This window comes from Brevibacillus parabrevis, assembly GCF_003710905.1.
GTDB classification, from domain to species: domain Bacteria; phylum Bacillota; class Bacilli; order Brevibacillales; family Brevibacillaceae; genus Brevibacillus; species Brevibacillus parabrevis.
Genome location: NZ_RHHV01000018.1, coordinates 1 through 14,095, shown reverse-complemented (window position 1 = coordinate 14,095; position 14,095 = coordinate 1). Strand labels below are relative to the sequence as shown.

Below are 14,095 nucleotides of genomic sequence, written 5' to 3'. Positions count from 1 at the left end.
TTTAAGTAGAAATTCTTCGCTAAGTATGCCTCGACGACGACTTCTTCATTCCTCTCCCTGCCGAATTTAGGTCAAAGGCAGTTCAAGCGGGCTCCACTCGCGCAGCTCCAAAGTCCGCGCTCCTTCTACTACGACCGGATCGGCTTCGGCCAGTTTGCGCGCTTCTTCCAAGGACTCTGCCTTGTAGATGACCAGACCGCCCTGCTTGTCCGTGAATGGTCCTGCCATAAACACCTTGTCCTGACGGTACAGATCGTTAATATACTCCAAATGCGCTGGCCTGATTTTGGCATTCAATTCCTGATCAACAATCGGCAAAAAAGCGACATACAACATGCGTGAACCCTCTCCTTATCAGTTCGTGCGTTTGTTTGCAGTATACCATATTTGACAATCAGGACTTTAGCCCGGGTAGGATTTTTTCACTCTACAGCGAACGTTTTGAAATGGAGCAAGAAGCGACAGAAAGGCGGTCAGGTATGGGTACGCAGTTGCAGTTGTACAATTCGCTCTTCCATAACAATCCCGATGCTGTTTACATTATCGACATGCATGGCAACCTTACTGGCGTCAACGCCGCAGGAGAAGAACTGTTGGGCTACTCCGCTCCTGAACTGCTGCGGATGAAAATGTGGGAGCTGATTGCCCCTGTTCCTCAGCCGGACAAGGAAAGACTGGTTAGCCTGCTTAAAGAAGGCGTTCGCAAAAATATACCGTACCGTCTCCGACATCGGGACGGACGTTATTTGGAGATCAGCATCTCCAGCTTCCCAATCTTTCATAACGGAGAAATCGTTTGCCGCTATTCGATTGCCAAGGATGTCACACGCCAAAAGCAGACAGAAGAAGCGTTACTTTTCATGCAAGAAAATTTTCGGCTGATTTCGGAAAACATCATGGATCTGATTTTGATTGTCGACTTGAACGGGCACATTACATATGCATCGCCATCGATTCAATCCGTTCTTGGTCTGTCTGCCTCGCATATTTTGCTCCGGCACTTTTCCGTTTTGATACAGCCTGAGCAGCGTCAAGCCGCCAGCCTTGATTTTCAAAAGATGATCGTGGACAAGATACCACTGGAAACCGAGTATTCGTATCGTCATCCCGATGGCCGGATGCTTATTTTTGAGTTCAAAGGAACGCCGGACATCGGAGCAGACGGCCACGTGAAAAATACCGTAATCGTTGCCCGCGATATTACAGAGCGGCGGCATTCGGAGGAGCTGCTGCGTTACTCGGACAAGCTCTCCGCCCTCGGCGAGCTTGCCGCAGGCATCGCGCACGAAATCCGCAATCCGCTCACTTCATTGAAAGGATTCCTGCAATTGATGGAAAGCGAACCGGCAACAAACCATCAATATGTGCAAATCATGCTTTCCGAAATCGAGCGCATCTCTTCCATCACGAGCGAGCTTTTGCTGATGGCCAAGCCACAGACTCAGCGGTACGCGCCAAACGGTCTGCTGCCGCTGCTTCACTCTGTCATCAAGCTGCTTGCGCCACAAGCGCTGTTAAAAAACGTGAATATCGTGACACATTTTCCGTCAGCTACTTCGCTGATTCCTTGTGAGGAGTATCAAATCAAACAAGTGTTTATCAACATCATAAAAAACGGCATGGAAGCCATGCCGTCAGGAGGAATCCTCTCCATCGCAGTCGTCGAGGACGATCAGAACGTCCTGGTTCGGGTAACCGATCAAGGCCACGGCATACCCGAGGAGCTGCTTCCGCGATTGGGAGAGCTATTTTACAGTACAAAAGAAACCGGAACGGGTCTGGGGCTTCTCGTAAGCTCCAAAATCATTCGCGATCATGGTGGTACGCTTGAAATCACGAGCAAACTCGGCAAAGGAACCACCGTCATGATTACTTTGCCGAAAGTCGTGCAGTCATAAGCGACTTTCTATCGATTGATCTGCGCGCGCAGATACGCGTCGATAAAAGCGTCGATCTCGCCGTCCATGACAGCCTGAACGTTTCCTACCTCCATGTTCGTCCGGTGGTCTTTTACCAAGCTGTACGGATGGAAAACGTAGGAACGAATCTGGCTTCCCCAGGCGATATCCTTCTGCTCGCCCTGAATCGCAGCCAGCGTCTTTTCCTGCTCCTCCCTCTTTTTTTCAAACAGGCGAGCCGTCAGCATTTTCATCGCCCGCTCCCTGTTTTTGATTTGTGAGCGCTCGGTTTGGCACGTAACCACAATGCCTGACGGCAAGTGGGTAATCCGGACAGCGGAGTCAGTCGTGTTGATGTGCTGACCACCCGCACCACTGGAACGATAGGTGTCGATCTTGAGGTCTTCCGTGCGGATGTCGACTGCATTGTCGTCCTCGATTTCCGGGAGAACGTTGCAGGAAACAAATGATGTATGGCGACGCCCGGAGGCATCGAATGGGGAAATGCGCACGAGACGGTGCACGCCTTTTTCCGATTTCAAATATCCATAAGCGTTGTACCCTTTGATCAGGAGGGTAACGCTTTTGACACCTGCTTCATCCCCTGGCAGATAGTCGAGTGTCTCGACCTTAAAGCCTTTGGCATCCCCCCAACGTGTATACATTCGCAAGAGCATGGATGCCCAATCTTGCGACTCCGTTCCCCCGGCACCAGGATGCAGCTCCAGGATCGCGTTGTTTTTGTCGTATTGATCGCTTAAAAGCAGCTCCAGCTCAAAGCTTTCAAACGACTTTCTCAGCTCCTGGGTACTGTCGTACAAATCCTGGATGAGGGAAGTTTCGCCTTCTTCGATGACGAGTTCCAGCATCAACTGGAGGTCTTCGTATTGGGAATCCAGCTTGCCCATCGTCTCGACAAGACTTTTGATGGCGTTCAGCTCGCTGATTGTTTTTTGCGCAGCCTCGTTGTCGTCCCAGAAGTCTGGAGCAAGCATGCGCTCTTCCAATTCGCCGATCCGCTCTTCCTTTACAGGGAGGTCAAAGAGACCCCCTGATATCCGCTAAACGCTTAGCCATACTGGACATCTCTTGTTTGATGTCCGCAATATCGATCAATGCCATTTTTGCGAGTCACCTTCTCTTTACGTAAGCTAAGTTTATTGTAACGTAATTCGCTAGATCCGCAAACCTGGCAACCTGCCGTGCGTAAAAAGTGTGATTCGCCTTTTGTCTGGCGTGTGCTCTGCTATGTGGCCATCGGCGGTGATGGCGAGGATCTCAAGTCTCGGATTTCATGTGGTTGTTTATTATCCGCCTGCGGCGCCACCACCAATGAGAGATGATCCTTGCGCACCTGTACCGCTCGTTTGCGTATCATTTGTTTGCTTCGTTCTACTCTGCGTTTTCTCTGCCCCGCAGCCACCGGACTTCGCTGGCGTTGATCCAGCATGCCTTTTGGCGGAATGAGCACTCCTTGCGTCCAGTTCGGCTCCGGGATCTCTGCTGTCAGCCGTTCTTCATAGAAGACAGGGTCTTCTGCGGTAAAGACGGCCGGCTCCTCCCCGCGCTCTTCCTTCGCGATCCATTTGACTTTTTTATGTTCTCCCGCTGTTTTCAATACCGCTTTGAGTGTAACCCCAATTCTCTCCATCATGTTTTTCGTCTGTATGCCCATCACGTTGACTGTCGCTTTCATGTCCCATTCCCCCGTCCCCGTGTATTTGGTAAAAGTGTTGTACTTATGATTCTATTGATTTTTCCGAACATTTCCACCTGAATCGTTCGATGACTTTTACCAGTGTTAGACAAATAGACCGACCATAACAGGCGGCGAGGAAAAGATCAGGACGAATAGTGTCTATGCGTCAGGAAACAATTTGCAAATTCGGCTTGTTCGAGCTTTTTGGCAACTACATGCTCTCATTGTGTCGAGATGCCACTTCTTTTGAGCAAAGAAATGAAAAAAGCACCCCTCTCGCAGCAAAATGCGGCTGCAAAGAGGAGTGCTCGATTGACCTACTGTTTTTTGTTTTGACGGCGGCGTTCCTGTTCCTGAGCACGGCGCTGTGCGCGGTTTTTCGGGTCCGCATCGTTGGACTCTTCCGCTTCCGGATTTTCCGAAGGGCCGGAAGTTTGCAGCTGGCTTGGATCAATGCCTTGGCCGCGGATGACGTCCTGGCGCTCCAGGTTTTGGCTCACTTCAGCCTTCATGATGTACATTGCCACCTCTTCCTGTACGGAAGCAAGCATGGCTTGATACATCTCGTAGCCTTCAAACTGGTATTCGCGCAACGGATCGTTTTGCGCATAGGCGCGCAGGTGAATCCCTTGGCGCAGCTGATCCATCGCATCGATATGATCCATCCACTTGCTGTCGACAGCGCGCAGAATGACCACTTTTTCGAACTCGCGCATCATCTCGCCGATTTGAGCTTCGCGCTCTTTGTACTGTTTGTTGACTTCGGCTTTCAAAAGCTCGAGAATTTCTTCTGCTTCTTTGCCTTTCAGCATGGAAACGGTAATGTTCTCTTCGTGCAGGAAGCCGTTGTTCGCCGCATCTGCCAATGCTTGCAGATCCCAATCCTCTGGAACCTCTTCTTTTGGACAATGCTGTTCGACGGCACGCTCCAGCACGCTGTAGATCATATTCAACGCGACATCGCTCAAGTTAGCTTGCTCCAGGATGTCTTTGCGCTGCTTGTAAACAACGAGACGCTGCTGGTTCATCACGTCGTCGTACTGGAGTACGCCTTTACGTGCATCGAAGTTGGAGCCTTCGACACGTTTCTGGGCGGATTCAACCGCGCGAGTCACCAGACGGCTCTCGATCGGCATGTCTTCTTCCATGCCCAAGCGATCCATCATGTTCATGATGTTGTCCGCGCCAAAGCGACGCATCAGCTCATCCTGCATCGACAGGAAGAACTGGGAAGAACCCGGGTCCCCTTGACGTCCGGCACGTCCGCGCAGCTGGTTGTCGATCCGGCGGCTCTCGTGGCGCTCTGTACCGATGATGTGCAGACCGCCCAAGTCCGCTACGCCTTCACCCAACTGGATGTCGGTACCGCGACCGGCCATGTTGGTAGCAATCGTCACTGCCCCGTACTGACCGGCACGAGCGACGATTTCCGCCTCGCGCTCATGGTGCTTCGCATTCAATACGCTGTGCGGAACGCCTTTTTGCTTCAACATATGCGACAGGCGCTCAGAGTTCTCGATGGAAATCGTACCAACGAGAATCGGCTGGCCTTTTTTATGACGCTCGACGATATCGTTTACAACCGCACGATACTTGGCTGCTTCTGTCTTGAACACCAGGTCAGGCATGTCTTGACGAATGACTGGCTTGTTCGTCGGAATGACCACGACATCGAGGCCGTAAATCTTTTTGAACTCTTCTTCCTCGGTTTTGGCCGTACCCGTCATACCTGCCAGCTTCTCGTACATACGGAAGTAGTTTTGCAGCGTAATCGTCGCGAGTGTCATGCTCTCGCTTTGCACGCGCAGCCCTTCCTTGGCTTCGATCGCCTGGTGCAAGCCATCGCTGTAGCGGCGGCCGACCATCAGACGTCCTGTGAACTCGTCGACGATCACAACCTCGCCTTCCTGCACCACATAGTCCACGTCAAGCTTGAACAGCACTTGTGCTTTCAGCGCCGCGGTAATATGGTGGTTCAACGTGATGTGCGCCGTGTCGTACAGGTTGTCGATATTGAAAGCTTGCTCAACCTTGCCTACCCCTTCGTCCGTGAGGTTGACGATTTTCAGCTTTTCATCAATGGTAAAGTCTTTTTCCGGCTCCAGCCGCTTCACAAAATGCGAGCAGATGTAGTACAGCTCAGTCGATTTGTTGGCCGATCCGGAAATAATCAACGGAGTACGCGCCTCGTCGATCAGGATGCTGTCCACCTCGTCAATGATGGCAAAAAAGAGCGGACGTTGCACCATCTGTTCTTTGTACAGAACCATGTTGTCCCGCAAATAGTCAAAACCGAACTCGTTGTTCGTACCGTACGTAATATCACAAGCGTAAGCTTCCCGCTTTTCTTCCGGGCTCAGTCCGTTTTTGTTCAGACCGACTGTCAGCCCCAGGAAGTTGTAGAGCTGACCCATGATCCGCGAGTCGCGCTCTGCCAAGTATTCGTTCACAGTTACGACGTGAACGCCTTTGCCGAGCAAAGCATTGAGGTACGTTGCCAGGGTGGCAACCAATGTTTTCCCCTCACCGGTTTTCATCTCGGAGATACGGCCTTCTTGCAGCACCATACCACCAATCAGCTGAACATCGAAGTGACGCATGCCCAAAACCCGCTTGGATGCTTCGCGGACAACAGCAAATGCTTCATTCAAAATTTTGTCGAGCGGCTCTCCCTGAGCAAGTCTCGCTTTAAATTCCGCTGTTTTTTCCCGCAGCTGGTCATCGGAAAGCGCAGATACAGTTGATTCCAGCGCATTGATTGCTTCCACGCGCTTGAACATTTTTTTTACTTCACGTTCGTTGCTGTCGCCAAATATCTTTTTAACGAGTCCTAACATGAGGACACCCCTTCCATATGCTTCCGAACAAACATATCGTATGATTTGGCCTAAGCCTGAAATAAAATAAGATCGATTCTACGAAAATAAGACTTTCTAAAAAGCTATTTTAACAAATAGAAGCTCATATACACAAGTAAAGGGAGTTGCCAAAAGCAACTCCCTAGTCTTATACGAGTAACAAGGTGTAAAGTTTCGTTATTTCGGTTCAATTAATCCATAGCGCCCGTCGTTGCGGCGGTACACCACGCTGACATCGTTGGTGTCGCTATTTTGGAAAACGAAGAAGCTGTGTCCCAGCATATCCATCTGCATGACGGCTTCCTGCGCATCCATCGGTTTTAAGTCGAAACGTTTTGTTCTGACAATATCGATATCAACATCTTCCTCATCGACATCTGGTATTATCACAGCTACGGATTGACTGTCGCGCTGGCCTACTTTCGCAGCGGAATCAACTCGCAGCTTGCGCATCAATTTCGTTTTGTGCTTGCGAACTTGACGCTCGAGCTTTTCTGCCACCAGATCAATAGCGGCATACATATCCTCGTGTGTTTCTTCTGCTCGGATAATGACCCCGGCAAGCGGGATAGTTACCTCGATCGTGCCTTCTCCGCGATGTACATGCATGGTAACTTGTACATCGGCAGGCGTTGTTTCGAAATATTTTTCGAGACGGCCGACTTTCTTTTCCACATACTCTCTCAGTGCTGCGGTGACTTGAATGTTTTCTCCACGAATGTTAAATTTCATGGTTCCAACCTCCTTCCGTCTATATATAGGTATTCGGCACCCCTGTAAATAATCCTGCTCCAATCTCAAAAAAATCTTAGTGAAAATTTTACAATCCGGCAACAGTCGACAGAATTTTACCAATACTTACTAGATGCCCTATGCTATAATAGAAGGGTAATCACTCTATCCTATATATCGCGGTCGTCATCGCACTGGAGGAATCCTCATGGCAGAGGTGAAACCTTCTCATTCCATTATTGGCACAACGCTCGCGCAAGACGTCTACAATGAGTACGGCCTGCTTCTTTTGCCCGCCGGAGCTGTCCTTCACATGAGTGACATTCGCCTTTTGGAAGCGCATCAAATCCAGTCGGTGCATGTCGCTTCTGAACAGGGAACTCCTGAGGTGCCGTTGCCCATGCTGCATTGGAACGAGGCAGAGGCTGCCCGTGAGTACATTGCAGCAGTCAAGCAAACCGAGCATTTATTCAAACAGATCGCTACAGGTTCTGTTCCTCCCTTGCAGCAGTTCAACAGCACGTTTTATCCGCTGCTGGATCAGGTTCTCCAGCAAATGGGCTTTCTTCGGTTCATCTACATCAAAGAAGGGACGGAAGACTACACGTACCGCCATTCTCTTCATGTAGGAATCGTGGCTGCCCTGATAGGAAAAATTTTAGGACGACCCCAGGAGGAAATCTATCGCCTGGGACAAGCAGGTCTTTTGCACGACGTCGGGAAAATGATGATCCCGGATGAGATTTTAGCCAAGCCAGACCGCTTGACCGATGAAGAGTATGAGATCATGAAACGCCACACCATCTACGGCAATGAGCTGCTCATGTCGATGGAAGACGCTGACGAATGGATTGCCAGATGCGCCTTGATGCACCACGAGCGTCTCGATGGCAGCGGCTATCCACTCGGCCGCAAAAAGAAAGACATCCCCTTTGAGTGCCAGATCATCAGCGTGGCAGACGTTTTTGATGCCATATGTACGGATCGCGTCTATCGTCGCGGCACCTCTCCTTTTCAGGCTGCCAACGTCCTGTGGGAACTGGCATGCCAGGGCAAGTTGAATCCGCTGATCGTCTCCCGCTTTATCCAGTACATCATTTTGCTGTATGTCGGCTCCCAGGCTTTGCTCAACAATGGCGACCACGTCGAAATCATCATGATTCATACGGATGAACCCATGCGTCCACTCGTCCGCAGAGGAGACGAATTTGTGGATTTGCGCGATTATCGGGAGCTATTCATTACGAGAATGATCAGCTGAACTACAGCTGCCTTACTAAAAATCCCCCTGAGCCGGTAGCGCGGCCAGGGGGATTTGCTGTCATCGATATGTTTTACAGTTTGACGACGTTCGCTGCCTGTGGCCCGCGGTCGCCCTCCACGATATCAAATTCCACAGCTTGTCCTTCTTCCAGTGTGCGAAATCCATCCGTTTGAATGGCCGAGAAGTGGACGAATACATCATCGCCATTTTCCCGCTCGATAAAACCGAATCCTTTTTCTGCGTTAAACCATTTAACTTTGCCTTGCATGAAACAGCACAACCCTTTCTTTTGTAAAAATTTGGATAAAAATCCTTTGTGTACAACCATAGTCTCCCCAATTCGAGGAAACGCATTCTTCTATCTCGTAGAATATTTTTTCTCCAGGCCGCGCACGACGACCCGTGACAAAAACAGTGTCAGCACCAGGTAGACGGCTGCCTCCGTCAAGTAAGGAGGGTAGCGCTCAAATGTGCTCTTCGCCACGTTCATGGCGGCGTAGTTCAACTCTGGTGTCGCGATTACCGCACAAAGGGACGAATCCTTCAAGAGGGCAATAAATTCGTTCCCGATCGCCGGCAGCATGCGCGTAAACGCCTGTGGCAATACAATCAGGCGCATCGCCAGCCCCTTTGTCATCCCCAGCGAGCGCGCCGCTTCCATCTGCCCTGGATCGATCGATTGAATCCCCGCCCGAAAAATCTCGGCGATGTACGCAGCAGCATTGAGCGACAACGCTACAAAACCGGAATATATCGCTTCAGGACTGTTCTCTCCCGGAAAAAACAACGCCCATATCGACGGAATGACGGCGAAGTGGATCAGCAAAATTTGCACCAGCATCGGCGTTCCCCGAAACAACTCTACATAAATAGAGCATGTCCACCGCCAAAAGCGGTTGGCCGACATTTTGCCCAAGCTGATAAACAGCCCGAGGAAAGTCCCGCAAACGGTAGCTACTGCCGTCAGTAAAATCGTATTGATAATGCCGCGGATAAACAGTTCCCTGTACTCATAGATGACGCTCCAGTCCAATGGCAAGTCCTCCCTTCCTGTATGTCAGCACTGGAGTTCACAAACACCGGGCGCGTCCTCGCAGCGCACCCGGCTTGTTGTCGCTGACTACTTGCTGCCGAAATACTGGGTATAAATTTCTTGGAGCTTGCCATTTTCCTTGATTTTCTTCAGGCCGTCGTTGATTTTGTTCAGAGCGTCTGTGTTTCCTTTTTTGACCATGATGCCGTAAAATTCTTTTTCAAAAGAGTCGTCCTTGATCAGTTTGAATTTCTTGTCTTTGATTTTATTTACGTAATATTGCAGTACGCCATTATCACCTACAACTGCATCGACACGGCCATTGAAGAAGTCGTCCACAGATGAAGGCATGTCGTCATAGCCTTTCAAGCCTTCATACGTATCGCCAAACGCCTTTTTGACCACCTCTTCCCCTGTAGTGGCAGCTTGTACCCCGATCTTTTTGCCTTTCAGATCAGCCAGCTTGCTGACAGGGGAGTCTTCTGCAACCAAAATCAATTGATTCGCCTCGAAGTACGAATCCGAGAAGTCGTATTTCTCCTTGCGCTTGTCCGTGATCGTGATGGACGATATCCCGATGTCCACCGTGCCTTTGTCCAGGCCGTCAAACAGCGGGTCCCAGCCTGTGTTTTTCCACTCGATCTTGAATCCTCCCGCTTCCGCAATCGCATTCATCACATCGATGTCATGCCCGCTGATCTTGTCAGCCTCAAGCATTTGGAATGGCGGGTAAGCCGCATCCGTTCCGACCACGTATACTTTGTCCTGGGAACCGCCACCGCTCGTACCGCTTCCCGAAGACTGCTGGCCTCCCGAACCACAGGCAGAGACCAAAAGCCCCACACCTGCTACCAGCACAAGAGACTTGAACCACTTTTTCCCGAAACCCATTCGAAATCCCCCTTGTTTCTCTCTGTATAGCATACTTTTCCCCAGCACTGTCCACATGGAAATCGTGTGTTTTTTGCGTTCTCCACAAAGTTATCCACATTATCCACATAGCGTTGTGCACAAGCTGGGTATAACTATTTTCCTGCTTGTTCTGCGGCCCTGGTACTATGGTTACGGAAGCGATAGGAGAGATAGAACCGGAGCTGGCAACAAATGGTCAAGACCGTTTGGTTGGCCGCAAAGCGACATATCCGCTTTCATGAAAACCGCCGAGACGTTTTTCACAAGAAAAAACAGGATTCGTATACACCGGATATACTTCTATCCTGTATATAAAAATCCTGCCTAAAAACATTAATTTATCAGAAAAATACGAATTATTCTTTTTCCGCCAAAATAATAATCTCCACTCGCCGGTTGCGCGCGCGGTTCTCATCGTTGGAATTATCCACGAGCGGCTTGTATTCTCCCAATCCCGCGACCGTAAAGCGCGATGCCGGCAAGGAATATGCATCAACCATTTCCCGCATTACTGCAATGGCGCGGGCAGAGGACAGCTCCCAGTTGGATTTGAATGAACTGCGCGAGATCGGCACATCGTCCGTGTAGCCCTCAATCCGCACTCTGTGCTCATAGCGCTGCAACACCTGGGCTACGGTGCCTACGACCTCTTTCCCCTGCTCCTGGAGATCAGCAGAGCCGCTGCCGAACAAAATTTTCTCCGGAAGCCGGATACGCAATCCCTCTTCGGTCTCCTCATAGTCCAGATTCAGTTCCGCCAGAGCAGAGGAAAGCTGGTTGTGCACCGTCTCCATATCGCGTTCACCCGAGTCTGGCATGCCAACAGGCGGCTTAGGCAAGTTCGCCATTTCTTGCTCCTGCGAGCCTTTCTCGTCAATCGTGCCTGTGAGCACCTTCTTTTGCCCCTCCAGCTGATGAATCTCGCGCTCCAGCTCGAGCTTTTGCAGATTCAACAGATCAAGGCTTTGATGCACCTGCTTGAGATTGGCCTCGTGCTCCACCTGCTCCTTTTTGGCAGCCTCGCGCTCGGTCTGAATCCTGGTCAACTGCGTCGCCGCGATGATGATCACGATGACAAACAACAGCGTAATCAAGTCACTGTAGCTGATCAGCCAGCTTTTCTCCAGCTCCTTCTCGTCGTACAACCGATCGTCATGCATAGCGATCCTGCCTTTCAATCGTGCCCTTCATGCTGCCAGGCTCCTTGACGAGCACCAGCTTCTGGTCGCCAGGCAAAAACGAATTGAGCTTCTCAAACAACAGGCGCGGCGTCTCCATCCGCTGCAATCCAACACAGCCTTCGATGTAGAGCCGTTTTTCAAACATTTCCCGGTCATACAAGTCCATCATCCGGTAGTAACACGGCAGAGCGAACAAATTCGCAAGGAGCGCGCCATAGAGCGTGGCGACCACCGCTGCGCTCAGACTGTGCCCAGTGAGCGCCATGTCTTCGAGCGACTTCAACACCCCTGTCATCCCGAGCAGCGTCCCTACCAGCCCCATCCCTGGCGCCAGCAAACTGATCAGCCGGAAGAAGCCAGCTGCCTGCTGATAGCGATACTGCTCGCCCTTCAGCTCGTTTTCCAGAATCATTCGCAGCTCTTCTTCTGGCACACCCTCTACCGCCAGCAGGCTGCCGCGCTGCACGAACGAATCTTTCTCCTGGTGCAGCTCGCGTTCGAGCGCGATATATCCCTGTTCTTTTTGAACGAGCGCGTAATAGTAGAAGCGCTTGATCGTTTCCTCTACGTTGCTGTCCCTTCCGTGAATCAAAAGGCGGACGATTTTTTTTACATCAAGATGCTTGCGCTTGATCGCGTACGACACAACCACGGAGAGCGCGACCAGTTCAATCGCGGTCACGTTCAGCAAATCACCGAGGTTGCCGTTCAAGTAAACCGCGTGTATGAAAATGAGGAGGACGGCTCCGATCAAGACGAGTGAGCGGCGTTTTGTGGACAATGGTGTCACCTTCCTAGTATTCTTTCCTGTCAAACGAGTTAAGTTTTCCTCTTGGTGTATCGGTAGATTTGAATTTTTTTATTATAGCAGAGGTCTATAATGATTATGAATAAAAAATCTCTCCTCTAATGAGCCCCCTGTTAAATTTTGTAGAAAGACTACTCGGGGGCATAAATATTAACGTTTTCCATCAAAAAAAGCTTTCCAACAAATTCTTTATAACCCCAAAATGCCTTACGTTGCTTTTCCACTCAAACAAGGGTATGAACCTCACACAAACATTGACCACTTTGCTCGACACAAAGTTACCCACCTAGCAACTTAGATACACACCTTTCTTTTGGCGCCTACTAACAAAGATTGTCAAGGCTTTGTTTTCTTCATTAAAGAAAACAAGACCCAGTACCGTATACGTACTGGGTCTTGTTTTTACAAAATACTTTATGCTACTTATTCAGCCTCGAAAGCTTTAGTTACTTTTTCACTAACCAATTTGCCAGGACTCTGTACTGTAATTTCCACAACACCAGCTTCTACTCCAAGTTGAGAAACTCTAATGACTGCCTCAGTTCCACCATCTGCAACAGTAGTCGTTCCCAAAACCGTTGTAGTTCCTTCTTTGTAGACTTTTACAACATCGCCAGAAGAAAGATTTGATATGGTAACAGTATCTGCTTTACCCGTATTGTTTACAATGCTGATGTCATCTGCTGATGGTGCTTTGGATACAGCTTCTGCATCATAAGATTTTTCTAAACGTTCGCTTTCTTTTTTACCAACTTCAGTTACAGAGATAAATACACTTCCTGCTTCAGAGCCCAATTGCGAAATGCTAATGCTTGCCTCATTTTTGCCTTTAGGTACTGTCGCAGTCCCTAAAACTTTTCCATCTGTAGCTGCGTTATAAACTTTTACTACTGAACCTTCCGCTGCTGTAACCACTATGGTATCCGTTTTTCCTGCATTGTTGGAGACTGTAACTTCATCAGCTTTAGGTGTAGCAGTTGTAGCTTCAGCATCATACGCTTTCTCTACTCGTTCACTCTCTTGTTGACCACTTTCTGTGGTCGATACATAGATACTTCCTGCTTCAGATCCTAATTGGGAGATACTAATTGTTGCTTCAGTTTTCCCTTTAGCAACTGTTGCAGACCCCAGCAATTTTCCAGCAGTTGCATCATTATAAACTTTTACAACAGTACCTTCCGCTGTCGTTACTGTTACTGTATCAGCTTTACCTGCATTATTTATTACCTCAATATCTGCCGCCTTAGGAGCTGTAGAGGTACCTTCTGCGTCATAGGCCTTTTCGGTACGATTACTTTCTTGTTTTCCAGTTTCTGTTGAGGAAACATATACTTTTCCTGCTCCTCCACCCAGTTGACCAATCGTGATAACGGCTTCTGTTTTGCCTTTGGCTACTGTAGCAGTTCCTAGTAGTTTACCCGCTGTTGCAGCATCATACACTTTTACAATCGTACCTTCTGTTGCCGTTACTGTTACGGTATCTGATTTACCTGCAATATTAACAACTGTGATATCAGCTTCTTTTGGTGCAGTCGTCGAAGCCTCTGCATCAAATGCCTTTTCGGTACGATTACTTTCTTGTTTTCCAGTTTCTGTTGAGGAAACATACACTTTTCCTGCTTCTCCACCCAGTTGGTTAATGGTAACTACCGCTTCTGTTTTGCCTTTGGCTACTGTAGCAGTTCCCAGTACTTTCCCTGCTGTTGCAGC

The 14,095-nt window shown here is 49.5% G+C and carries 12 protein-coding genes and 1 pseudogene; 2 read left to right on the top strand and 11 right to left on the bottom strand.

What is annotated here, in order from left to right:
* Positions 1–66 precede the first annotated feature (66 nt).
* Positions 67–336: a YciI family protein gene (locus tag EDM60_RS23370; protein WP_122966091.1), complete on the bottom strand. Its 270-nt coding sequence runs from the start codon at positions 334–336 to the stop codon at positions 67–69.
* Positions 337–479: 143 nt separating this feature from the next.
* Here EDM60_RS23370 and EDM60_RS23365 point away from each other — a divergent pair, with 143 nt between their 5' ends.
* On the top strand, positions 480–1,898 hold the full coding sequence (locus EDM60_RS23365) for a PAS domain-containing sensor histidine kinase (RefSeq protein WP_122966090.1): 1,419 nt from the start codon (positions 480–482) through the stop codon (positions 1,896–1,898).
* Between the two features lie 8 nt (positions 1,899–1,906).
* Here the strand turns inward: EDM60_RS23365 and prfB are convergent.
* The 4 genes from prfB to hpf form a co-directional block, all read right to left on the bottom strand.
* A protein-coding gene (gene prfB / locus EDM60_RS23360; RefSeq protein WP_122966089.1) for a peptide chain release factor 2 occupies positions 1,907–3,020 on the bottom strand; the annotation gives its coding sequence in 2 pieces (ribosomal slippage) (positions 1,907–2,938 and positions 2,940–3,020; 1,113 coding nt in all).
* 124 nt (positions 3,021–3,144) lie between these two features.
* The gene (locus EDM60_RS23355; RefSeq protein ID WP_063229281.1) at positions 3,145–3,594 is read right to left on the bottom strand and encodes a hypothetical protein; all 450 of its coding nucleotides are present in this window, start codon (positions 3,592–3,594) and stop codon (positions 3,145–3,147) included.
* A 320-nt stretch (positions 3,595–3,914) separates the two neighbouring features.
* Positions 3,915–6,434, bottom strand: a complete 2,520-nt coding sequence (gene secA / locus EDM60_RS23350) for a preprotein translocase subunit SecA (RefSeq protein ID WP_122966088.1) — start codon at positions 6,432–6,434, stop codon at positions 3,915–3,917.
* A 198-nt stretch (positions 6,435–6,632) separates the two neighbouring features.
* The gene (hpf, locus tag EDM60_RS23345) at positions 6,633–7,187 is read right to left on the bottom strand and encodes a ribosome hibernation-promoting factor, HPF/YfiA family (RefSeq protein WP_122966087.1); all 555 of its coding nucleotides are present in this window, start codon (positions 7,185–7,187) and stop codon (positions 6,633–6,635) included.
* A 208-nt stretch (positions 7,188–7,395) separates the two neighbouring features.
* On the opposite strand from hpf, the gene EDM60_RS23340 reads away from it, so the two are divergent.
* Positions 7,396–8,448 carry an HD-GYP domain-containing protein gene (locus EDM60_RS23340; protein ID WP_122966086.1) on the top strand — a complete coding sequence of 351 codons (1,053 nt, stop codon included), beginning with the start codon at positions 7,396–7,398 and terminating at the stop codon, positions 8,446–8,448.
* 73 nt (positions 8,449–8,521) lie between these two features.
* Here the strand turns inward: EDM60_RS23340 and EDM60_RS23335 are convergent, their stop codons facing one another.
* The 6 genes and pseudogenes from EDM60_RS23335 to EDM60_RS28825 all read right to left on the bottom strand — a co-directional run.
* Entirely contained in the window at positions 8,522–8,719 is a 198-nt protein-coding gene (locus tag EDM60_RS23335) for a cold shock domain-containing protein (RefSeq protein WP_063229318.1), read from the bottom strand.
* A 90-nt stretch (positions 8,720–8,809) separates the two neighbouring features.
* Positions 8,810–9,484: an amino acid ABC transporter permease gene (locus EDM60_RS23330; RefSeq protein ID WP_122966085.1), complete on the bottom strand. Its 675-nt coding sequence runs from the start codon at positions 9,482–9,484 to the stop codon at positions 8,810–8,812.
* Positions 9,485–9,571: 87 nt separating this feature from the next.
* A complete protein-coding gene (locus EDM60_RS23325) occupies positions 9,572–10,375 on the bottom strand; it encodes a basic amino acid ABC transporter substrate-binding protein (protein WP_063229276.1) in 804 nt (267 codons plus the stop codon).
* Positions 10,376–10,752: 377 nt separating this feature from the next.
* Positions 10,753–11,556: an OmpA family protein gene (locus EDM60_RS23320; RefSeq protein WP_122966084.1), complete on the bottom strand. Its 804-nt coding sequence runs from the start codon at positions 11,554–11,556 to the stop codon at positions 10,753–10,755.
* Positions 11,549–12,358, bottom strand: coding sequence for a motility protein A (locus EDM60_RS23315; RefSeq protein ID WP_122966083.1), 810 nt, complete (start codon positions 12,356–12,358; stop codon positions 11,549–11,551). The genes EDM60_RS23320 and EDM60_RS23315 overlap by 8 nt, the downstream gene beginning before the upstream one ends.
* 450 nt (positions 12,359–12,808) lie before the next feature.
* A pseudogene (locus EDM60_RS28825) lies at positions 12,809–14,095 on the bottom strand (hypothetical protein); the annotation flags it as partial.